At 57.9% G+C, this 21,848-nt stretch carries 22 protein-coding genes and 4 pseudogenes; 14 read left to right on the plus strand and 12 right to left on the minus strand.

The genetic code is table 11. The features are described 5' to 3' along the window. Nucleotides 1-811: 811 nt before the first annotated feature. Nucleotides 812-1,078: a hypothetical protein gene (locus AC0L2X_RS25295; protein WP_473600494.1), complete on the plus strand. Its 267-nt coding sequence runs from the start codon at nt 812-814 to the stop codon at nt 1,076-1,078. Continuing rightward, complete coding sequence (locus tag AC0L2X_RS25300) at nt 1,012-1,959, plus strand: reverse transcriptase domain-containing protein (protein WP_473600495.1); 948 nt, start codon at nt 1,012-1,014, stop codon at nt 1,957-1,959. Before AC0L2X_RS25295 ends, AC0L2X_RS25300 begins: the two co-directional genes overlap by 67 nt. A gap of 605 nt (nt 1,960-2,564) precedes the next feature. Here AC0L2X_RS25300 and AC0L2X_RS25305 read toward each other — a convergent pair. Beyond that, nucleotides 2,565-3,845, minus strand: a complete 1,281-nt coding sequence (locus AC0L2X_RS25305; protein ID WP_473600496.1) for an ATP-dependent Clp protease proteolytic subunit — start codon at nt 3,843-3,845, stop codon at nt 2,565-2,567. A gap of 104 nt (nt 3,846-3,949) precedes the next feature. Here AC0L2X_RS25305 and AC0L2X_RS25310 point away from each other — a divergent pair, with 104 nt between their 5' ends. Both AC0L2X_RS25310 and AC0L2X_RS25315 read left to right on the plus strand, forming a co-directional pair. Further along, the gene (locus AC0L2X_RS25310; RefSeq protein WP_473600497.1) at nt 3,950-4,387 is read left to right on the plus strand and encodes a hypothetical protein; all 438 of its coding nucleotides are present in this window, start codon (nt 3,950-3,952) and stop codon (nt 4,385-4,387) included. After that, nucleotides 4,381-4,989 carry a hypothetical protein gene (locus AC0L2X_RS25315; RefSeq protein WP_473600498.1) on the plus strand — a complete coding sequence of 203 codons (609 nt, stop codon included), beginning with the start codon at nt 4,381-4,383 and terminating at the stop codon, nt 4,987-4,989. Before AC0L2X_RS25310 ends, AC0L2X_RS25315 begins: the two co-directional genes overlap by 7 nt. On the opposite strand, the gene AC0L2X_RS25320 is transcribed toward AC0L2X_RS25315, so the two are convergent. After that, the gene (locus tag AC0L2X_RS25320) at nt 4,976-5,515 is read right to left on the minus strand and encodes a hypothetical protein (protein ID WP_473600499.1); all 540 of its coding nucleotides are present in this window, start codon (nt 5,513-5,515) and stop codon (nt 4,976-4,978) included. The two genes, AC0L2X_RS25315 and AC0L2X_RS25320, sit on opposite strands and share 14 nt — an antisense overlap. A 532-nt stretch (nt 5,516-6,047) precedes the next feature. Between AC0L2X_RS25320 and AC0L2X_RS25325 the strand changes: the two genes are divergently transcribed. From AC0L2X_RS25325 to AC0L2X_RS25335, 3 genes and pseudogenes are all read left to right on the plus strand, one after another. After that, the gene (locus AC0L2X_RS25325; protein WP_473600500.1) at nt 6,048-6,203 is read left to right on the plus strand and encodes a hypothetical protein; all 156 of its coding nucleotides are present in this window, start codon (nt 6,048-6,050) and stop codon (nt 6,201-6,203) included. A gap of 121 nt (nt 6,204-6,324) precedes the next feature. Further along, nucleotides 6,325-6,567 (plus strand): annotated as a pseudogene (locus AC0L2X_RS25330) (autoinducer binding domain-containing protein); the annotation flags it as partial. A 48-nt stretch (nt 6,568-6,615) separates the two neighbouring features. Further along, on the plus strand, nt 6,616-6,870 hold the full coding sequence (locus AC0L2X_RS25335) for a helix-turn-helix domain-containing protein (protein WP_473600501.1): 255 nt from the start codon (nt 6,616-6,618) through the stop codon (nt 6,868-6,870). A gap of 231 nt (nt 6,871-7,101) precedes the next feature. Here AC0L2X_RS25335 and AC0L2X_RS25340 read toward each other — a convergent pair. Beyond that, nucleotides 7,102-7,595, minus strand: a pseudogene (locus tag AC0L2X_RS25340) (IS701 family transposase); the annotation flags it as partial. A 462-nt stretch (nt 7,596-8,057) separates the two neighbouring features. On the opposite strand from AC0L2X_RS25340, the gene AC0L2X_RS25345 reads away from it, so the two are divergent. The 7 genes from AC0L2X_RS25345 to AC0L2X_RS25375 all read left to right on the plus strand — a co-directional run bounded on the left by AC0L2X_RS25345 (nt 8,058) and on the right by AC0L2X_RS25375 (nt 14,549). Beyond that, nucleotides 8,058-8,387: a hypothetical protein gene (locus tag AC0L2X_RS25345; RefSeq protein ID WP_473600502.1), complete on the plus strand. Its 330-nt coding sequence runs from the start codon at nt 8,058-8,060 to the stop codon at nt 8,385-8,387. Continuing rightward, nucleotides 8,384-10,501: a multicopper oxidase domain-containing protein gene (locus tag AC0L2X_RS25350; RefSeq protein ID WP_473600503.1), complete on the plus strand. Its 2,118-nt coding sequence runs from the start codon at nt 8,384-8,386 to the stop codon at nt 10,499-10,501. The genes AC0L2X_RS25345 and AC0L2X_RS25350 overlap by 4 nt, the downstream gene beginning before the upstream one ends. 34 nt (nt 10,502-10,535) lie before the next feature. Continuing rightward, entirely contained in the window at nt 10,536-11,054 is a 519-nt protein-coding gene (locus AC0L2X_RS25355) for a hypothetical protein (protein WP_473600504.1), read from the plus strand. A gap of 162 nt (nt 11,055-11,216) precedes the next feature. After that, a complete protein-coding gene (locus tag AC0L2X_RS25360) occupies nt 11,217-11,963 on the plus strand; it encodes a copper chaperone (RefSeq protein ID WP_473600505.1) in 747 nt (248 codons plus the stop codon). 13 nt (nt 11,964-11,976) lie between these two features. Beyond that, nucleotides 11,977-12,645 (plus strand): DJ-1/PfpI family protein, encoded by a 669-nt coding sequence (locus AC0L2X_RS25365; RefSeq protein WP_473600506.1) that lies wholly within the window; start codon nt 11,977-11,979, stop codon nt 12,643-12,645. Nucleotides 12,646-12,775: 130 nt separating this feature from the next. Further along, entirely contained in the window at nt 12,776-14,197 is a 1,422-nt protein-coding gene (locus AC0L2X_RS25370) for a S8 family serine peptidase (protein WP_473600507.1), read from the plus strand. A gap of 61 nt (nt 14,198-14,258) precedes the next feature. Continuing rightward, nucleotides 14,259-14,549: a hypothetical protein gene (locus AC0L2X_RS25375; protein WP_473600508.1), complete on the plus strand. Its 291-nt coding sequence runs from the start codon at nt 14,259-14,261 to the stop codon at nt 14,547-14,549. A gap of 66 nt (nt 14,550-14,615) precedes the next feature. Here the strand turns inward: AC0L2X_RS25375 and AC0L2X_RS25380 are convergent, their stop codons facing one another. The 9 genes and pseudogenes from AC0L2X_RS25380 to AC0L2X_RS25420 form a co-directional block, all read right to left on the minus strand. Then, on the minus strand, nt 14,616-16,199 hold the full coding sequence (locus tag AC0L2X_RS25380) for a tyrosinase family protein (protein ID WP_473600509.1): 1,584 nt from the start codon (nt 16,197-16,199) through the stop codon (nt 14,616-14,618). A 48-nt stretch (nt 16,200-16,247) separates the two neighbouring features. Beyond that, complete coding sequence (locus AC0L2X_RS25385) at nt 16,248-16,667, minus strand: hypothetical protein (RefSeq protein WP_473600510.1); 420 nt, start codon at nt 16,665-16,667, stop codon at nt 16,248-16,250. 132 nt (nt 16,668-16,799) lie between these two features. Further along, nucleotides 16,800-17,093, minus strand: coding sequence for a hypothetical protein (locus AC0L2X_RS25390; protein ID WP_473600511.1), 294 nt, complete (start codon nt 17,091-17,093; stop codon nt 16,800-16,802). Between the two features lie 31 nt (nt 17,094-17,124). Next, nucleotides 17,125-17,784 carry an acyl-homoserine-lactone synthase gene (locus tag AC0L2X_RS25395; RefSeq protein ID WP_473600512.1) on the minus strand — a complete coding sequence of 220 codons (660 nt, stop codon included), beginning with the start codon at nt 17,782-17,784 and terminating at the stop codon, nt 17,125-17,127. Between the two features lie 83 nt (nt 17,785-17,867). After that, nucleotides 17,868-18,026, minus strand: coding sequence for a hypothetical protein (locus tag AC0L2X_RS25400; protein ID WP_473600513.1), 159 nt, complete (start codon nt 18,024-18,026; stop codon nt 17,868-17,870). A gap of 500 nt (nt 18,027-18,526) precedes the next feature. Beyond that, nucleotides 18,527-19,186 (minus strand): hypothetical protein, encoded by a 660-nt coding sequence (locus AC0L2X_RS25405; RefSeq protein WP_473600514.1) that lies wholly within the window; start codon nt 19,184-19,186, stop codon nt 18,527-18,529. A gap of 7 nt (nt 19,187-19,193) precedes the next feature. Beyond that, nucleotides 19,194-20,120, minus strand: coding sequence for a type III PLP-dependent enzyme domain-containing protein (locus tag AC0L2X_RS25410; protein ID WP_473600515.1), 927 nt, complete (start codon nt 20,118-20,120; stop codon nt 19,194-19,196). Between the two features lie 181 nt (nt 20,121-20,301). Continuing rightward, a pseudogene (locus AC0L2X_RS25415) lies at nt 20,302-21,378 on the minus strand (tyrosine-type recombinase/integrase); the annotation flags it as partial. 41 nt (nt 21,379-21,419) lie between these two features. Then, nucleotides 21,420-21,554: pseudogene (locus tag AC0L2X_RS25420) on the minus strand (MgtC/SapB family protein); the annotation flags it as partial. Between the last annotated feature and the right edge of the window lie 294 nt (nt 21,555-21,848).

The raw sequence follows: 21,848 nt of genomic DNA on the forward strand, positions 1-21,848 counted from the left end.
AAGCCCGTGATGCTCTGCCGCTGCCGAACCGCCCTCAATGCGAGCGCGACGTCCGGTTCGTGATCTTTACCTCACCCAACGCGCCAATCCCGCGCAGCGGGTTCGTTGTGTGCCCAGCATGTTCAACCGCTTGGGGGTGAAAGTCCCCTAGCCAACCTGATGGAGGTGAAGGCTTAGCAAAGCGCAAGGGCATCATCGCGAGGTGGTGTCTGAAGGAAGCGTGGAGCAAAACCGCGACCTGACGAACAGAAACCGGATATGAGGCATCCCTGGTCGGACGAGCGGGCAACGAGCCGCGAAGTCCATATCCATCAAGGGGCAGGGCTGTAGATCCGGCAGGTGCGCGGGGAAGGCGATTGAACTTACCTGGGGAGGCCTGCGTCATGTTCCGACTTCGGAACTGAGGGAACCGCAAGGTGACCTGACCGTGATGCAGGAGTCAGCAGAGGGCGTAGTAGGTGATGCTGTCGGCAAGGCTAGTGAGGCACTCCAAGGCCGAAAGGCGGAGCAAACGGATAGGCCGAGCCGGAAACGATGACCGAAGGCCCGAACGATTGGAAGTGGCAAGTAGGACTGGCAACTCATGAGTGGAAAGCGGCAGAAGACCCAGTATTCACTGGCCCTAAAACCGAGGGATCGGGGTGAAGCCCCTGCCAGCGGTTACCAAGGGGCCGAACCGCTCGTGGCGAAGTCTGCACACGAAAGCCCGGCTTGGACAGAACAACTGATGGAGACGGTATGTAGCCGAGAGAATCTGGAAACAGCGTGGAAACGCGTTCGAAGCAACAAGGGCGGGCCAGGCGTGGATGGGATGACCATCGATGACGCCCAGGGCTACCTGCGTGAGCACTGGCCAAGCATTCGGGATCGATTGCTCAAGGGAACCTACCAGCCGCAGCCGGTCAAGCGGGTCGAAATCCCCAAGCCGGAGGGCGGGGTCAGAAAGCTCGGCGTGCCTTGCGTCGTCGACAGGCTGATCCAGCAAGCCCTGCTGCAGGTTCTCCAGGAGCAGTGGGACCCGACATTCTCCGAGCACAGCTACGGCTTCCGTCCGGACGCTCCGCTCATCAGGCGGTAGCCCAAGCGCAATGCTACATCGCCGAGGGCTACAGCTACGTGGTCGATCTTGATCTCGAAAGATTTTTCGATCGAGTCAATCACGACAGCCTGATGGCGCGCGTCGCTGCGAGGGTGGCGGACAAGCGTGTGCTCAAACTCATCCGGGCATTCCTCAATGCCGGGGTGATGGAGGACGGCTTGGTCCGTCCGGTGGACGAGGGGACCCCGCAAGGCGGTCCGCTCTCGCCCCTCCTGAGTAACCTCCTGCTCGACGACCTCGACAGGGAACTGGCCCGACGCGGTCTCCGCTTCTGCCGTTACGCCGACGACTGCAACATCTATGTTCGCAGCCGCCGCGCCGGCGAACGGGTCATGGCTTCGGTAAGCCGGTTCCTGACCAAGAAGCTGCGGCTGAAGGTCAACGCGGCGAAGAGCGCGGTGGCGCGGCCGGAGGAGCGGAAGTTCCTGGGGTTCAGCATTGCGAATGACGGGAGCGAGCGGCGCATCGCGCCGAAGGCCCTCGCCAAATTCAAGGCGCTGATCCGGGATATGACACGCCGGACCCGGGGCATAAGTCTGCCGCAGCTGGTCAAGGAGCTGAAGCCATACCTCATCGGATGGCGCGGCTACTTCGGCTTCTGCCAGACCCCGCGGGTGCTTACGAACTTGGAAGCGTGGACCCGCCGAAGATTACGCATGTATCTTTGGCGGCAATGGGGGAACGGGCACAACCGCTACAAGGAGTTGCGCCGTCATGGCGTGCCTAAGCTCCGGGCCGCGATTGCTGCCGGTTCACCGACGGGATTCTGGCGCATGTCAGGACACCCGGCGGTCCAACAGGCCCTGCGCAACCACCACTTCGAGTCGCTCGGTCTCCCCCGTCTCTATGTCTCTGTCTAAGCCTAATCCGGCCGAACCGCCGTGGTACGTGATCCGTATGCCCGGTGGTGTGGGAGGGGCGGCGCCGCGAGGCGTCCCCCTATCCCGATCCCCGGCCCAAATGCGGTCATTCTGGAGCATGGCTCTGAACGTTCGCAAACGAGGTTAGCTAAACTCGACTGTATGGCGTCACGGGACCATGCGGAACGATACGGGAAGATTTCAGATTTTGGCCCACGAAAAAGCCAACAAAATCAACGATTCTAATACGCCTTCGGGCCAACCAAAATGACTCCTTAAGTGCCTGATTTTTATGGGTTTTTCAGATGGGGCCCACGACATGGACTCGAACCCCTAGTTCTGACCAAGCACTGATTGATCGCACGACGTCTGCTACACTGCGCTGAAGTTGAGTATCCGGGGTCTGAATTGGTCAATCTAGTCAGATACTTGGACTTGGCTGCTGAGAATGTGAATCAGGCGATGCTCAACAACTGACTCGAGTGCGGCGTGTGAAGACGTGCAATTAGGCGGGTTCCGAACTGGCCATTGCCTCAAATAGAGGCGTTCAGCCCTGCCCTTGATCTCATCGAATGATCAGCAGGTTTCGAGCTTATGCCGAAACGTCATTGAAGCTCCTGGAGTGGCATCGCTGCTCGTCGGTCCTCAATGAATTGGTGAATTTGCGCACGAGGAATTTTTCTGGCTACCGCATCGGACAACCACACCCAATTCATTGTCCTGATCCGCGGATCGCAAAGATCAGAGAAAACGCAATCTGATGTCCCAACCTTGGCATTCGAGAAGCCTTGAGACGGAGTTTCGCCCTTAGCCTGCGCCAAGAATAGCATTGCAAACAGGTTTGCGAAGTTTGCCTGCGCAAATTCAAAAGGAGCATCCAAGAGGTCGACGCGGCCGCAGGTTGACGCGACACTACATTTTACCACTATCGACCGGATGTACTCCCTCTGCTCTGGGCTTTCGATCTTATGCACAAGAGTGTCCAACGAGCGCTGAACAAGTTCCAGCCGGGCCGCCTTCCGCGCCTTGCCGAACTCGGACAAGAAACAGTCCGATGACTTCCCGCAATGCGCGGCAATTTGCTTCAAGCTTACCCCTAGCCTACTGCCAGCTTGAGATCGTCCTTGGCCGTTTAGTTTGGCCAACGCGCGCAAGCTCTTCGCATAGGACGCTTCATAGCGAGACAACCTCAAATCTGAACACGTAACCCGCTGTAAGTCCGACTGAGGATGATCGCAATCGAAAGTGGGGATGGCGAGCGTAGGATCGTACGTAGGTGGCCCAAGCAAGCCCCACAGGACCGCTGCTCGCCAATCCAGGTAAATCATTTCTTCGGCATTGCCGGCGCCGGCTTTCAGAAAACTTTCGGTCGCGCCAAAATCTGTGCCCCGGTTCAATGTGCCGGCACTGAGGAGGTTGTCGCATTCCGGACTAACCAGTCCAGGCCCTATGCGGCAGGTGTGGAACCCGAGGTTGGCGTTGCCGATCATTAGATGAATTCTTGCTGATAGGAAAATTACGGACGCGCAGGCCGATAAGCATTGCCCTCGATCGCCGACGACGGCGGTCACTTCGTATTTGTCCATGAGCGCGACGATCTTCAGCGCTTCGTTGACGCTCCCGCCCCGACTGTCCAGATAAACCCGTATATTTCCAAACTGATCCCGCTCCGCCAATGGCAGAACCTCCGCCAGCTTTGCCGAGTCCCCGTCTTCGATCACTCCACTGGCAGCAATTGCGACAATGTCGGGAAACACATGGCCTTCCGCCTCGGCCCCTAATTCTCTCGTCAGTGTAAAGTCCATTGCGTTTGCGGACGAGACAGGCACATTCACGACGCAAATGGCCATTAAAAACGCCACGAAACGCAAGCCTGTCACGCTCATTCGATAAATGCTCCAGGGTATTTGAAGGACTGAGCAAATTCCTCGCTAATTCTGTTTGCATAAGGGTTCGAAATCCGCAATCTCGCTTTGTCGAGTCCATGCTGATGAATATCGGTCGCGAGCCATTGAGAATGAACTTGCCCCTTCGCTTTACCTTGATCGCCGCTCTCGCGACTCCCTTGACGTCAGGCGGTGCCAACGCGGCTCAGAAGGATATTCTCGTACTCCCGGATAGGCTGAAATGCCTTGTCGCGAACTATGAAAAATATTTGCAGGCGAGCGAAGATCCGCTCATCATCTTCCTTGATGCATGCCCTCGAGTTGTCCCCACCGCGGAGGAACTCCTTGGATCGGCCACAAACTCGGTCCCAAGCATAAAGAAGAAGGTGGCAGGGCCATCATCTCCGGACAGCATCATCGCGCTTAGCAAGCGTGAACTGTCTTGCCTTGTGAGAAGCATCGACAACGGGACAATTCAGCCCACGACAGAGAAGGGCGCAGGGGGAGAGGCCATGGTTCGGCTTCCAATCCCGGAATGTTGAATCGACATTCGCGTGACAAAAAATATTTGGAAGGGCAGGAGCGAACTATCAGATCGAAACTGGCCGGTATCAAAGACTTTCTAGAGACTGTATCCTATCTTGTGGTCGCAGGCGGAGTGCCATTTTTCTTTTGGCAGCAAGCGCATCAAGCCGCCGCAAAACGAGTGGAGAATACCCTGGAATATATACGGCTGTATCAGGCCGACAGGGTGGCCGCTTCTCGTGAGCAACTGGTGTCGTCGTGGTTCCCTTACGCCGAGCAAGTTAGGCTCATAAATGTTGGTGGAATATCTTCGAAAGAGTTAGATCATCTCGTGACATTGATGGTCGATCATTCCGTTAAAGAGACCGGGGAAAATAATCTCCGCAAGTCATTGCTTGTGATGAACGACTTTTTTAATCAGCTTAATATTTGCATCGAGAGCCGAGCATGCGACAAGAATTCCGCACAGACATATTTTTCTGCCGAGGCCGACCAATTTCAGAGGCTGTATGGTGGATGGTTTAGTAAAAACAGGGAAGATTTGAACCTCGCCGATTTTGGCAGGGGCCTAGAGGCAATCGCTCAGAGCAAAGTGACGGACGAGGTTACCTCTCCTTGACGAGTTTCTTAAGGCGAGCCCTTATTTCTTCCACGGTTCCGCTGTCTTTTTTCTTCAACCCCGAGAGATAAAGCTGCACAGCAATCGGTGCCATATTATCGACATTTGTTCTCGCAGGTGCATCGGGGAAAACAAGACATCTTGGGGCAAATTTAGAGGCGAGATCGCCGAAGGCGTACTGGACTGTAAAACCTCGGATCAGGCCCTTTTTGTCCTCCAGAGTGTAATAGATCGCCCAGGCATCGTAGACCCCTGCCATGAGGAACTCGATCGATTTGTCGGTGCTGAGAGTGGGGAAGTTTTGCTCCCAGGAAGTACGCCCATCGACAAGTTGCAATTGACTGTTATCTCCCAATTTGGGAAACACCCTAGCAGCTACGCCTTTTGTTCCATGCTTCCCTTTTTCGGCGCAGGGCGACTTCTGAAAGTCCATGTTGGGTTGTTGCGCTTCCTCGGCTGAGCTCGTGGTCACCCCGGCGAACACTAAAAGCAACAAGAACGAACCGGCTAAAGACAATTTTCTCATTCGCTTTTCCTAAAAGACCGCAACTTGCGCGTAGCGATCGGGTTTGACAACTGATGGACCATCGGCTTGCAGGTTTATACGCCGAAATTGCTGCGTTGCACCGATGCGACAAGGTTGAGGTCACAACGGCTGCGGTCGGATGCCGAAGGCTGCCATCCGCTTAGCGCAACCCAAAACCTGAGTGTTGGCTCGCTACACCAGTCCTGCCATTTGCTCTGGATGGCGTGTGACAATAGAGCAGGCTCATTTAATCGGAGTTACGTTAAGGTTGGGGTCCTGCAGCTTTGATATCGCCAGGCGATGCCCATTGCTGACGAGGACGAGGGAGCCGTCTCTGTTTATCAATACCTGTTTGTCCGGCATGCCACCTTCGGCCTGTGCGACCGTCCCATGAACCGCCGTAACATGTATAAGAGAGGCCTGCAGGCGATAGCTGTTTGATATATTTGAGCTTCTGGTCGTAGAACAGGGTCACTGGCAACAAGCCATACAATATGCCGAGATATTCCGATTTTTCCAGGTACTTCTCTAGGTGAGAGTCGTTTCCGCCTTCGAAGTCTCCGTCTACGTTCGCGACGAGCCTCTCGCCACTCAATATTACAAGGCATCGCTGATCTTCGCCGCAGGCGAATTCTATGATCAGGTCGGCGACGCCGTTATGGTCCATATCGTAGGCCGTTATTTCTGAGAAGCTGCACCCTAGCCGCGAGTAATAAGTTGCTACATGTCCGTCGCGTTCGAATTGGATGTAGCCACCATACCTGTTACCTTCCGAAAGAGGCCGTCTCAGGACGACCATCGGCATCCAGATCGAAAGTGGACTTGACTTCTTCGCAGTTTCCAAAGAACATGCGGCTGTTGACGCCGTTTGCATCTATTCCACTAAGACTCTGACGCCATTTCTTTGGTCCGACGTCTCAGCTAAATGGTCTGATACCGAAGGTTCAAGACGAGTTGCCGGCGAAGCAACGGAGTTTGGCATCTCGAGCGGCTTCGCCGTGCCGATGCTAAGTGTTCACCACTGGCAATCTGTCTTGTCCTTCGCCTCTTCCGCCAAGTGCTGCAGTCTGTCGCCCCGCCAACAAGTGCGGTTGGTTACGATGGCGGTGTATGCCGGGATGTCAATCCAGGCATTGTCGACTGTTGACCAAGACGATACTCCGCTGACGGAACGGGAGAGAGAGGTGCTCTTGTGGGCTGCAGCCGGCAAGGCTTCGTCAGAAACATCACAAATCCTTGGCCTGACTGAACGCACCGTCAAATGGCACTCAACGAAAGCACGGGAGGCGTTTGGCGTGGCAACAACAACGCAAGCGGTTGTTGAAGCGGTGCGCAGGCGTTTGATCCACCCCTAGTACTACTGCGTCATAAATTGGGAGCCTGACGCGGACTGTCCATGGCCCTTGTGCAGCACGGACATCGTTGGAGGCGATTGGCCAGGGCCACAGTCAGGCGTCGCCTGATGGTCGGGATCGAGGTCGGGACGTGCCGCTCTGGTCGGATCGGAGGATCCGCGGGGTCGATAACCGCCGGAAAGACCAGGTGTTTGGCGGCCCCGGGCGCGAGTTGGAGTTGAGGGGGGAATCGTCTCCCGCAGAGAGATCAGGAAGCCATAGGCGGCGATACAGAGGCTGGCGTGGGTAGGCGATCGGAAGCGAGGCTGCGTCATTGGCGATCGATAGGCTAACCGCAATCTGACAGTTGTCCTGCTTGCCCAACTGGCCGCAATACTGACGCGCTACGCCCACCGAGTGCTTGCCCTTCTTGGGAAAGCCCGTGTCGTCGACGGTCCATGCTGCTCGATCCGTGGAAGGACCCAGTCGCGAACCCGCGCTAGCAAGGCCGCGTCCGACCACGGCGCCTGTCCCACGAAATGCAGCAGAGACTGATGCTTGGCCGCCACCCGCGAAGGCGCCGTGACGGCCGCCAACGGCTCCACGCTCTTGCGCTCCAGCGGCATCAGAAGTCCGAGGCAGTAATCCTTCAGCGGCTCAGCTCGGTCGGCGTGGCCGATCACCCCGATCAAGGCATCGACATAGGTGTCGAATGCTGCTTCACTCTCGGCTGTCCAGTCGGGCATGGCGAGGCGCTTCCCTGATCACGAAGCAGCACCCTAACAAATCCGTGACCAGCGCGAATCCCCCGCAGCCGCGACTTTCTGACTCAGTAAGAGTAGGCTTGCGTCAACTGTTCGATCGGACAGGTGACATATATTGGCGCGACTGCGACTATCTCCGCGAAGAACGGTTGGGGATTGCGCGACGATAGGGGACTTATGTCGTCAATACGCTGAATAAGCGCCCCTATGATCTCTAGAAAAAACGGTGGCCAGCCCAAACACCTGTCGGAAGCTTAGTCATAGTCTGACTACCTTCATGTCTCACCGAGCTCGAATTATGCGAGCGCGTGTCGGAGTGCGCCCACGGAAGTAGTATCCGTGGTCGATGTGATCAATGATCGGCGTTATAGCTCACATCGATGTTGAAACATGTCAGGCACAAAACAGTTTCGGGTTTTTCTGAAAGATGCTCGAGGTTGACAGTTGAAGACCATAGATATTCGCCGTACGGCAGGTCTCATCTCGTTTCATCCACCGGTGCTGACGCTAACACTGGCCGACGACGAGGCCGAAGTGGTGGTGTTTCGCAACTTCGACCGGAAGGCCGGGCACTGGATCATGCCGGTGGGGGGGGCGCCGGATCAATGGTTCCCGGAAGGTATGGCGCGGTGCACCAATCCCGCAGTTCCACAGGTCAGCAGCCATCTGGCGATCACCAGCAATGATGGCTCGAGAAGAGTCGAATACACCTGCTCGATGCATTCCCACCGCAATCCGCCAGAGCTTGGCGCAATTGAGATCAACATGCCATGACAGCCCGGGCGGATCTAAAGGCCGCACAGCCGGGCGGCGGCGGAGGCGAGGCGTCGGTGGCATGGCCGAGCCGCCGCCATTTCCTGATGGGCGCCGCGGCGGGTGCCTTGGCGTTCGTAGCGCTCAGCTTTCGGCGAGGTGCAACTGCGGCCGCGCAGGAGCCCGCGTCGGGGCCGCCCTTGAGGAGGATCGGCGAGATCCGCAGTGCCGGCGGCCGCCTGCAGGCGGTACTGGGCAGCGGCAACATCACGCGGCGCCTTCCCGGCGCGTCCGAAACCAAGACCCTGCGGCACTTCTGGGGGCGCGACGTCCTGACCGGCGCCGTGTGGCCGCCTGCCGACGAGCGCGAAGCAATGAATCCCGGCCCTACGTTGCGCGCCCGGGTCGGCGATTTCGTCGAGATCAAGTTCTTCAACGCGATTGACGTGTCCGCGTTCGGCGACGACGGCATCGACCATGGCGAGACCGGTGCCACGAACGGCTGCGAGGTGTTCAGGGCGCTCGATGGCTTCAAACTTTACCCGGAGGCCTTCAACGATTCGTTCCCGAACTGCTTCCACGGATCGAGCACGACGAACATCCACTTCCACGGCTTCCACGTCTCCCCTGACGGGCTGGGCGACAACGTGTTGCTCAAGCTCCGGCCCAATCCGCGGCTCAAGGAGGAAGAGGTCAGCGGCTATTTCGATGCGATCTTCGAGCGCACCCGGCGCGACGACCCACCGCGGAACTGGCCGGACCTGCCGCCCGGGCTAACGGCGCTGCAGGAAGAGATGCTGGCTGCCTATGACGACAGTGCGACTTGGATGGGTGAGCCGGGTGCGCTGCCCACAGCCAACCGGCTGCTGCCGCTGCTGAAGGAACAGGTTGCCGTCGGGCTGTGGCCGCAGTTCGAGATTGGTGCACATCCCTTTTCGTTCCAGATCACACCGTTTGTCCAACCGGGCGCGGGCATGACACACCACCACGGAGCGGCCACGCCGTCACCGGTTGAGGCCGGACAGGCACCCGGAACGCACTGGTACCACACGCATGTGCATGGATCGACGGCGATCAACATGTACCACGGTATGGCCGGGGTGTTCGTGGTCGAGGGCGAAAGCTACGACGACAAGCTGCGCGAGTTACTGCCGGGCTTGGTCGAGCAGGTCATGATCGTGCAGCAGTTTGCCGAGTTTCCACCTACGATCGTGGGTTCCGGCGCACGCCCATCCCTGATGGTGAACGGACAGGCGCAGCCGACGATCACTATGCGCCCGGGCGAGGTGCAACTGTGGCGGCTGGTCAATGGCAGCGTGGATACCATCTGCAAGCTGGCCGATTTCCGGCCCCATGGCGATACCCCGGCGGCCGCGCTGCCCGAGTGGAAGCAGACGGCGCAAGACGGCGTGCAATTCGACCCGGCGACCTATGAGGCCAAGCCGTTCCGAAATCCCGACAACCCGCTGCGCAACTTTGCCCCAGGCAACCGGGTCGATCTGCTGGTGCAGGCTCCCGACCTAGTAGGTGCACAGAGCGCAACCTTCGAGCTGGAGGTGGAAATTGAAGGCCTGTTGTCCCCGAAGTCATTGCTGATGTTGGTGGTGACCGGCGAGCCAATGGCGATGATGCTCCCCACTCAAGCCGCGTTTCCGCCGCGGCCTAGCTTCCTGGCCGATCTTACCGTCGAGCCGCGGATCGCACGCACGATCACCTTTTCGGAAACGTCGGACGGTCCGAAGATCAATGACAGCGAGTTCGCCGACGGTGAATACGATCAGACAATGGTGCTCGGGGAGCAGGAGGATTGGAAACTGGTCAACGCAACGACCTCGGCAGCGCATCCATTCCATATCCACGTCAATCCATTCCAGGTCATCGAGGTATTTGATCCACGACAACCGGACGACAAGCGGCTCTACATCCCGCCCACGCCGCGGCCATGGCAGGATACCGTCGCAATTCCGCGGAAGAAGAACGGCGTCGCAGCGCCGGGCTACGTGAAGATCCGGCACAGGTTCGACGATTTCACCGGATCGTTCGTGCTGCACTGCCACATTCTCGAGCACGAGGACCGGGGCATGATGCAGCTGGTGCGGGTGATTCCCAGAAAGTCGCCGGCGCGCCACCATTGAACGCAAGCCAATCTTGCAAAAGGAGACAACGACGATGCGCTATTTTTCGACCCCGGCTGCCGCCTTATTCTGCTTGGCATTCCCTGCCGCGACATTATTCAGTGCCGCGGCGCTTGCCCAGGACGACCCTCTGGTCCTGCATCCGGGCGACACCCTGTCCTGGCAACCGTCCGGAATCCATCGCGCCATGTTCGGTGACGGCGGCGAAAGCCCGGCAAACCCGGACAACCCAGGCAACGTGAAGTTTGCGCAGGTGCTCAAGCTGCTCGAGTTCGACAAGGATTTTCCCTGCGCGGCCACCGAGACTGTCTGCGATACCGAGGATCAACCGAAATTTACCGCGAAGGTCCGGCAAGATCTCGACCTTGCCGCGCTCGGGACCGAAGCCAGCTTCGACTTCTCCTGCGGCGCACACAATTCCATGGACACCAAGATGTTCACCTTGGTTGGCGGGGTGTCGGGTGCTCCGGTGCGCAATGTGGTGCTGATCACCAAGGGATTTGCCTGGTTCATTCAGGATGCGGCCGGCGACATTCCCATCAACCTGAAGTAAGCGAGGGCCGGAAGCGACCGCGGTCCCGGGCCGGTGAATACGGAAACGATGGCGGAGCCCGAAAGGCACAGTGCGTCGCTTATCGACGTTTGCAACTCGAGAGCCGCGAGACCTAGGCATGATACGGCAACGGATGCCGAGTAGTTGGAAGGAGAGCATCGCATGTGCTCGATGGCACTTGGCCGGTCGGCCATTCGACATCTGCCGATGCCTCTTCTGACGGCGAGCGCGGCGGGATGGACTCTTCTTGCCGGATACAGCTTTGTTTCTCCTCTCGCGACGTTGTGCCTTTCTGTGTCCCGAATTGATCTGGTCGTCGCCGCACGGTTCGAAGCCGCGCTTACCGTCGCCGAGCCCTCCATACTCCTGTTGTCCTGGTTGACCATGCTGCTGGCGATGATGCCGCCGCTGCTAGCTGTGCCTTTGTTGCACATTTGGCGCCGGAGCCTGACCCCGCGGCGATTGCGGGCTGTCAGCTTGTTTGTCCTTGGCTACGCCATTCCCTGGATCGGCGCAGGCGTCGTCTTGGCTGGCCTCGCAGTCCTGCTTGGCAGCATTAGTCTGGTCGCCGGGGTGCCTGCGCTGGCAATGGCTATAATGCTCGCCCTGCTCTGGCAAACTACCTCCCTCAAGCAAAACAGCATGAAACGCTGCCACGTTCAGCCGTCACTCGCGGCCTTTGGACTGCGTGCTGATACCGATGTCCTACGCTATGGGCTCAAGCACGGTTTATCGTGCGTCGGAGTGTGCTGGGCGCTAATGTTGCTGCCTCTCGTTGCGGTTGGCCTCATCCATTGGCCCGTTATGGCCGCAGTCATGTTTGTATCGATGATCGATCGGTTGCGTACACCACAGCCTGCCCGGTGGGCGCTACGCGGCGTCATCGAGCGGGCACTGGTGACGAGATGAACGGAGTAGTGACATGATCATCGGGATACCGGTCTACAATCAAGTTGATCTGCTCGACGTCGCCGCGCCTCACGAGGTGTTCAAGTGGATTGATTCCAGCGTTGAGGTCAGGCTGATCGCGGGCTCCATAAACGATCCCATCGCGACCCGCGACGGCTTTCGTTTCCTCCCAACGCATCGCTTCTCCGAGATAGCGAGCTTGGATGTGCTCTGGGTGCCGGGCGGCGATCCATCCGCCTTGGCGCAAATCATGAGCGGATCCGAGCCCCGAGACTATCTCGACTTCCTGAAAGGGATCGGACCGTCTGTCGGTTGGGTCTGTTCGGTGTGCGAAGGTGCCCTGTTGCTTGCGGCGGCGGGCTTGCTGGACGGTTACAAGGCGACGACGCATTGGGCGTTTGTTCCGTGCCTGAAGCAGTTCGACAAAATCGCTGTCGCCGACGGCTTTCCACGCTTCGAACTTGATCGAAACCGCTTAACAGGCGGCGGAATCTCGTCAGGGCTCGACGAGGCCTTGCACCTGGTGCGCGTGCTCAAGGGTGACGACACCGCCCGCCGGATCCAGAAGACGATCCAGTACTATCCCGAACCGCCCTTCGCGGAGGATCTGCAAGCACCCCCGCGTTGCACGTTTTCGTGGGCCATCCAGCCCTGCACCGCAACCTCTAAAAATGATGTGTGAGGCCATGCCCCGTTCCAATCGAACCAAACGCGCAACGCCCAAAGCAAAAAAGGCCCGGATCGTCGTTCATCGAACGAGGACCTGGTCCGTGCCATCAGCGTTTTCGTTCGGTGCCGGCCTGGAGCGGATCGTGAAGACATCCAAGGCCCTGGCGGACCGGGCAGCCGATATCGCCCGAAACGTTGCTTTCACCGTAGCCACCAAGACGATTGGAGGCGAGCCTATCCAAGAACAGTTGGGTTTGCTCAACAACGCAAACCTCGATTCCTTTCAGCCGCGCCCTGACGCACAGGAACGCGCGATCGAGAAGCTGCAATCCGAAGGTTGCACCCTGGTTCGCAAAGGACGGTTCTCGGTCTCAATGACTGGTCCGGCTGAGCTCGTGGGACAACTGATCGGTCAGCGCCTGGTAATGCAAGCGATGGCTCGGCGACCGCATCTACGGTCCACCCATATGTTCGCAGCAGACTTCGAACCACCGGCAGAACAAGACCTCTTCGTTGCCCCCGCAACTTCCCTCGCGGTGCGCGGCAACATGGAGGAGGTCGACCACCTGGTCTTCATCCCACCGCCGCTCTATTTCGGACCGTCCCCCACAGCCCCCATGGCTGCATTTCACAAGATAGACGAAGCGAGTATCCGCAGTATCCTCAATGTTCCTGCCGGTGCCACCGCTGCCGGCATCCGCATTGCCGTCGTCGATACTGGTTTTCATCCCCATCCCTACTATACCAAGCTGGGATTGAGACTGACTGCCGTCCCGACTGCGTCGGCTCCAAAGCCGGCTGTCGACGACGACGGCCACGGCACGGCTATCGCTTACAATGTCTTTGCCGTCGCTCCCGACGTCGAAGTCCTTGGCTTCCAGCAGAGCAACCCGCCGCAAGATGCGATCGAAGATGCAGCCGACAATGGGGCAGACATCATCACTTGCTCTTGGGGTTACGATCGCGAGCAGATATTTCCGATACTCCAGGCTTCTCTGCTCAGCGTCATTCGTGACGGTAAAATCGTGCTCTTTGCGGCCGGCAACGGACATTATGCGTGGCCTGGCAGTGAGCCGGATGTGTTGTCGGTGGGTGGTGTCTATTGGAACCAGGCGAAACAACTCGAGGCCAGCAACTTCGCCAGCGGTTATATGAGCGGCATGTTTCCAAATCGAAATGTTCCAGATGTTTCTGGCCTCTGCGGGCAAGCACCCAGAGCAGTTTACATCATGATGCCAACACAGCCGGGCAGCAAGTGGGACCGCGACCTTGGCGGAGTGGCCTTCCCGAATGGGGACGATACGGCGCGGGACGATGGCTGGGCAGGCCTTTCCGGGACAAGCAGCGCAACCCCTCAGGTCGCGGGAGTGGTAGCGTTGATGCTGCACAAGGCCCGGAGCAAAGGGGCAGCGCTTTCGCCTCAGCTCGCCAAGGATATTCTTACCGCCAGCTGCGTTCCAGTAACCACCGGCCGCAATGCCATGGGATTTCCTGCAATCGGTCAGCCCAACGTTGCAGTCGGCTATGGGCTGGTAGACGCCACCGCCGCATTGGGGCGAATATAGGAACGTCATTGCCTTGTTGGTGCCAATAAATCATGATGAATTGCATCGCAATGAGGCACCAGTGAACTTCAAGGCTACCGTACGGGTCCGGAAACCAGACGAGCAGACACTTCCTGATCGCTCTGACATGGAACGTGCGGCGACACTCTTGCGACAAAGTGGCTTCGATGTGCTCAGGATCGGTAGAGCCGGGATCAACATCGAAGGAGATGAGGCCGTCTTTCAGCAGGAGCTGGGCGTCGACTTGCATGGGACTAGGCAGACGGTGGCGACGCCTTCGCCTCGTGGCACCGAGATGTCCGAACTGATCGACTTGTTGGAGATCACCGGCAAACCACTGAGCTTTTCTTAGCGGCTTGTCCTACCTGGCGCAGTGCTTCGATGGCGGTCAAACGCCATCGACTACCAGTAGCCCCATTCACTGGAACTGCCGGTAGAGGCTGATCCTTCCGACTTTGATTTTCGCTGCTGCGGGAATGTCTCGCAGCGGGACAAGATCCACTGACAGATCATCTACGTCGAAGTCGCCGGACAAGTGCAGTTTGTCGACGATGGTGCTGATCTCGAGGGTGTAGGTGATACCGTTGCCAGCATGCGGTCCGTTCGGGTCACTAGCCTGCGACACGCCAAACAAGGCGATACTACCGGCAAAGTAGCCTTTGTTGGAAGCCGGATCGGTTCCCGCTGGTAGCCCCACATAGACCCGGACGATTACTGCGTCACTTAATCCCGTCACGTTTTCGAGGTTGAGGAACACGCGATCGGGAACTGACTGGGCAGCGCCGCTGAGGCTTTCCGCTACCTTCGCCCGGAGACCTGGCACCGTCCTGACGGAAGTCCGCATGGCTGCACTTCCTTCCAGCGATATACCGACTTCACTGGCTCCAATCATCTCCGCGTTGCCTTGCGCCATGCTCTGGACTCCGGCTTGGGCCGCAGTCTTAGATGGTATCCCAAGCGTTTCCATACGGCTAGCCAATATGTCGGGCAGGACGACGGCACCTGGCTCGAGGCCATCATACTCATAGCCCAGTTCGGCTATGTCCTGCATCTTTGCAGGGGTATAGGCAAATTTGCTCTTGTCCGGGTTGGGCATCGCGAATTCGCGCTGCCCAACGTTTGGCGGCCCTTGCAGCCACAGTGGGGTCGTTGGGTTCTTCCAGTCCGTAGGCTTTTGAGACGGCTTCCCGACCGGAAACTTGTTCCAGGACTCCCAGAGCCTATCGAGGTTGCAGTGATGCAGATAGAAAATTGGATCAAGTGCTGCAGCCCTTGGGTCGCTCATTAATCCGGGCAAAGGAGTGCCGTCGCTGAAGGTCAGTGTTGGATGTCCACCACCCACCAGACCGTGAATCTGATTGTGGGGATCTGATTCAACTGCGCCATTGGTGCCGCTATTCCAGTTGAAGCCTGTTACCGGGCCGCCGAAGCCTGCACTGATGCCGCCCCCAGGACCAAAGAAGTCGGCGTTAGACATTGAATCAAGATTGGTTACGGACAAAATGTCGAACGGGGCGCTTGTGATGATCTCACCGTACCGCTGCTCCACGTAGAGAGGGTTGTCGCTTGAACCGTCCGGCCAGCTTTTGGTAAGGAATGCCGGCGGCACGACGTTCTGGTCCTTCGCGAAATAGTTCCAGTAGGGCAACGCCCAGGTCTCGTGCGGTCCGTTTAGTGCCTCGATTTCATGTCGGATCATGTTCTCCACCGCCAGGAGATATCCTCGATGCCAGGGCAGAAAATACCAGCTCTGGTGCTGACACTGATCCAGGTACGTCGCGGTGTCAGCGGCGCTGGGATTTGCATCTGAAGGGTCGGTTGCTTGGTAAACATTCCAAAGCGCACGAAACATGCCATGAATCGCCGCATAGAAAGTCCAACTCGTCGGATCTTCGAGTTTGCGCGCCTTCATCGCCTTTACGCCGCGGGCGTACCAGAGAACCGGGTCTGCCCAATCCCCCCCCAGTTCGAAAACGTTCTGACGCTTACGAAGACCACTCATGTCTCTGCTCCCTCTGGAAAAGCAATGTCCCGAACCGAGCGAGCCCGGTTATTCAGGTCGACGGGCTTCTTGGGCTCGCACTGCATAGAATGTGGCTGTCACGCCCGCTTTGGCCTCGCCGTTAGAATGAGGCACCGAGCGAATGATGGTGCCGACGATTGTTTCGATCTGGTTCACGCCATCCGGCCACATCGGAACAACGTACCCAAGATAATTGTAGACCCATTCTTCGCCGTCGATCTCGCCTTTCCCTTGCCATTGCAGGGTCGCTGGAGTGTCATCGATAAAGGCACCATCCAAAGACAGGGACCATCCCGGTCCGCCCAAAGTGCCGCCAACCTTGCCGGCCTCCGACACTTCGAAGTGCAGCGTGCCCGCTCCGAACCTCAAACTGTCGAACGCGACTGAAAGGTCGGGGTTGTTGACCAGGCTGCGATAGCTCCAGACTCCGGCGACTTTTACCGACATGACATTCTCCTAAACTCGTTCCTACTTGGGGAAGGGTAGAAAACGTGTCGCGGTGACGCTACCGTCCAGGTAAACCCGTCGACATCCCTCCGCCAGCTGATATTTGATGCCCAGCGACTTCCTATTTTCTATCTATTTCTGACTGTCGCAGTTTTTTTCAGCTTCAGGCTTCCATTCGGCGGCCTTGAGAAGATCTCCCTGCTGACAAGTATCTTGATCGCCGGACACCGTTCCAGTCACGGTGCCGTAAGTTCCTACCGCGGGCTTCGGGCTGGCGTGCGTAATGTTATAGAGTTTATCGCCGGCTTTCATCATAACGCAGCCCGGTTCAACACCCGCTTCCGCGCACCCGGAGGCTGTGACCTGCTGGGCCTGAGCACCAGCTGCAAGCCCAACGAGGATTGTTGCAGTGATGATGACCGCCATTTTCATATTTTCCTCCTAGTTTCCACTGTTGTTATGCAGACACGTGCTGCAGGTTCTTACTGCTTTCGCAGAAGGCCCGTTGAATGCCGTGTCGAACAATCAATGAATGATTAATGCCAAGGATCTTGCGGACGCTCGCCAGCGCCGCCTCATTCACCTCGATGTAAGCAACGATGTACCATTCGCCATTTTCTTCCCTCGCCATTCCCATCGGTTCGGCCCGCCATTTGAGCGCACCATGGTGGGGCATGAAATAAGTTTCCTGGATGCCGCCCACCGCACTGAGGTCCTCGTCGAGGGCATATTCCATTACCGCGCAGCACAGTTGGGTCAGGGTGCCGCGCAACCCGGTTGAGCGCTTGTCGGGAACGACGAATGTGCGCGTCCATTCGGCCCAGTCCGGGCGCCTCGGGACACCCGATTTTTCGCACATATGCGGAAAGACTTCCGAGACCATGTGCGGCTCACTCGTTGGGATCAACCGAGCCGAAGTCACTACGCGACCGTCTTCGATACCAAGCAGGTAAGTCGCCGCGTCGGTATCGAATTGGTCCAGTTCGCGACCATCCGGACTTGGAGGGCGCCAATGTTTCTGGTGCACGAAGAAATCGTGCCGCCGGCGCAAAAACTCGTCGAATTCGTTTTCGTAGAGATGCTTGTTATGTGCATTGACTACGTGAGCCGTTATCATGGCGCGATCCCCGGACCATTCTTGGATGGATAGTCGCAGCCGCGCTAATATGCGTCACCTGTCCGATCGGACAGTTGACGCGTTCAGGGATGGATCAGACGCCAGCGCACCGCTTCGATGACCGCTTGCGTGGTCGCTGCGACGCCAAAAGCCTCGCGGGCTCGCGTTGAGTGCCGATAGCGCCAGCGAAGTTTGCCGTGGCGATCGGTGTAGGAGGAGAGGCCGGTATGTTTGTCGGGCATGGCTAGAGTGAATCTATTCCCTTCGAAGACTCCCTTGCAACAGAAAGTCGACGACATCGTCTCCTGGTAGTTCCGGCCGGGCGCTCGCGAAGGAGGCTGGGTTCTCAGAATTCCCATCGGACAATCTTAATTGACGCGTTCGACTGTGGGGTTCAAGTCGGAGGAGGGCGGGCGGCGTGGCGTGTTTAGATCCAACTCGTTTCAACCATTAACGACATTCCTGTTAGGCGTCATGCGCTTTGGGCCTCCCAAGCGATAAGAATTGGGTATGTGCGCGCACTCCTTCACCGCCGTCGCTGACAAACCACATAGCCTACCCGCGTGCACGAGAGCGTGCTGACGCCATGCAAAGAGCAGCCGGTGTCTATCGATGTGCCGCTGAGCGATTGCCGCTTGGGGAGATCGCCGACGCGTGGCGTCTCTCCCGGCGGACCACCAGGTCGGTCAGGCAACAAGTTGTCTGGATGGGTCATGACCCGTCCTGTAGGGTTCAGGGCCGCTCAGACTTGCAGCAGATAGTGTAGCCCGTTTTCCTGGATTGTTTTCTTGCCGTCGCGCCAATCGAGCAGCCACTCCGCTCCGGGAATCGCGCTGCCGGAGACGATCCCGAATCCTGCGATGGCTAACGCGATCGGCGTCACGGGCGCAGCCACGACAGCGAGCACAGCTGAGGCCACACCTACCGCGATACCAGTTCCCTTCAGCAGGTTCTTGGCGATCGCTGTACGGAACCAAGCATCGCGGGCCTTTGCGGCATCGGCAAGCTGACTTTTGAGATCCGGTATAGTTTTGGTTTCGATCACATTGGCGAAGTCAGCGCTCCAGGGCTCAACCTCGATGCGCCTTGCCATTTGCCCAAGCGTGTCGCGAACCCTCGCTAGAGCGTCTGGGTTTTTCTGTCTGTATTCGAGGACCATGGCCAGCGACAGCGCGGGATGTAGGATCGGCAACTTTATCTGCGCGTCGGTGAGCGCCGCTGCAGCAAGGGCTCCGGCCTTGAGGCTCCGCTGTTCCGCGCGATCAGATATTGCTTGGCGGATCGCCGGTTCCTTCGCGACGCGCTGCAGTTTGTGAGCGAGGACCTGGCTGTGAAACGGGTCGTCAGTAACCGGCGTAGCACCCGAGTGCAGCAGGCCCGTGAACAGGGCGTGGTTCATCATGATCGATTCACCGAGTGCGAGCGGGAAGTCGGCGTAGCGGTATTCGACGTCGGTGCCGTACCCTTCGCGATACTCGTCGTACGCCCTCCCGTGCTCCGCATACTCGTAGTATTCGGTCGGATTTGCGCCCGCCCGCTCTCTGAATTGGCCCGATTTCTCCGCTATCTCGCGAGCGAAGTCTCCGAGCAAATGACGCATCTGCTGGTCGGTCTGCAGTTCCTTGGGCACCTTGGCGAGCGCGAGGGTCCATCGCTCCTTCCCAGTGGCGTGGGTCTGCGCATCGCACAGCTCGAGAAACTCGGGATCCGCCATGTCGCGGCGTACCGCTTCGGTGAGTGGGGCAGCGTACCTTCCGAGCACGTCCGTCGGCGACACGAGCTCCAGAATGCCGGCCCCCTTCAGCAGCCCAATGGCGTCGCGAGCGGTGTGATCTGCACCGACCATTGCTGCTTGGGCCACCGGTATTGGTTTTGTTGCTCTCCCCATGCCCGAGCCCGGGATTGATGCGGATCGAGCAATGATGACCTTTTTCAAGCGATCCCAGGAGGTGCAGTTGGTCGAGTGACGTGCAGTTGATCAGCACCCCCTCGCCACTCAAAAACCGGAATATCTCAGCCGTCGCACCCTCGCCCGTGTAGGAAATTTTCTCCGGGCTGAACCCGGCGCGAAGCGCGCGATGAACTTCATTAATGGACGACGCATCAATCCACATGCCTTCATCAAGCATGATCTTGAGTATCGCCTGTAAGGTCAAGGCCTTGCACGCATACCTGATCTTGACGTTTTTATACGTGATGGCTGCCCTCAGCTCGCGGCATCTTGATCGAATGGAAGCTTCCTCGAACACGTAGAGGGGGGTGCGATATAGATGCGCAAGTTCCCTAATGTGCTCATCGGATAATATGGTCATTTTAACCGCATGATTCCCTGTCATTATACAATAATGCTGAAAGGAATCGTATTCAAGTATTTTAAGAAAGCACAATATGCCGTATAAATTGAGGTAAACCTATCAAAATTTACAATTAAGTTTGAAACAATCTCATCAACATGTTGGAATTCCTTGCAGCAGATGAACTGCGACGGCACTATAGCGGATATATATCGAATAAGTATCAAATAATGCTTACAGATGTAACTCTCGCTTGCAACATGAGCTGCCAGAAAGCGTATATAATGCGATTTCCGGCAAGGTTGGCAGGCTTGCCGCTTCGCCCGATCGAGATTGCCTGCGCGTTTTTGCTCTCGAGTTCATCCAGATAGTCGGCCCACCATTGCATCATCTTGAAGCGTTCTTCCCAGTGCTCTGCGCGGGCATAGGCGCGACGAACGTCGTTGTTTTCAATGTGGGCCAATTGCCGCTCTTTGGCGTCCGGATGCCACTTTCCGCATTCGTTAGCAGAGTGGATGCCGTTGCCCGAAAACCGTGCGCGGTAGCTTCTTCCTTGCCGTACCCCATACTTCGCAGGGCGGCGTTGAGCGTATTGTCGGAAATCGGACGCGAATCCGATCGAACACTAGGAAACAGCAGCGATCCACCACCGGAGACTTCTCTGAGTGACGTCAGGACGCTGACGGCCTGCCTCGAAAGGGGTACGCGGCGCGGCCGCCTCATTTTCATGCGTGCTTCAGGGATGGTCCACACCGAGCTTTCGAAATTGACCTCGTCCCACTCGGCGGCGCACAGCTCGCCGGGGCGGGGAAACAGCAGCGGCATCAGCTTCAAGGCGGCTCCGGTTGTAGGCTGTCCGTCAAATGCATCGATCGCCCTCAGCAAGCCACCCAAGGCCTTTGGATCGGTAATTGCTGCGCGCGACGTGACCGTCGGGCTGACGAGTGCGCCCCTCAGGGCGATAGTCGGGTCTGCCTCGGCGCGTGCGGTCGCGATTGCGTATCGAAACACGCTGCCGATGGTGGAGCGCAGTCGCCTGGCCTGCTCGTATCGACCGCGAACCTCCACGCCGCGGAGAGCGGCAAGAATTGTGGCCGAATCGATCTCCCGAACGCGTTTGTCGCTAAAGGTTGGATAGGCAAAGTCGAGCAACCATTTGACCTTGGTGATGGTCCGGTCGGCACGTCCCCCCTTCTTAAGCTTGTCAACATATTCGTTCGCGATTGAACGAAAGGTGTCCTTTACCGAACCGGTCTTGCGCAAACTGCGATCCTGTGCGGGGATCGATGCCAGACAGCAGTACGTAGCGGCTGCCACGCACACCAAAATATGCGTGCGAAGCCCTGCAGGCCGATTTCGCCATTCGCGTTCGAAACCGATCGCAGCACCGAAGATCGACGCCAGTAGAAGCCTCGCCGCAATGACTGGAAACGGGACGTATGTCGGATGGCCGAATTCTTGGAGAAGTTGTTGCATGAGTAGCCCAGGTTGCTCGACACAACGTGATCGGGACGGCCCGGTTCCCCAAGCGCTGCGGGTGCCGCGGCTGTGCGCTGTTTTGACATTTCGACCTTGGGGTGTCGGAATATTTGCATGCAAACGAGTTTTGCGACGCTATCCTCCCATCCTCAACGAAGATTCTGGGAGGAATGCATGGCTGCGCATGAGCAACATGCCGTTGAAATCGTGAGGGCCAGAGAGTGGTCGGTTTGCGTGACGGTCAATGGTACGACTACCACGGTGCCTTTCACAGCTGAGAGCTACGCGCGC

This window comes from Mesorhizobium sp. WSM4828 (assembly GCF_055811175.1).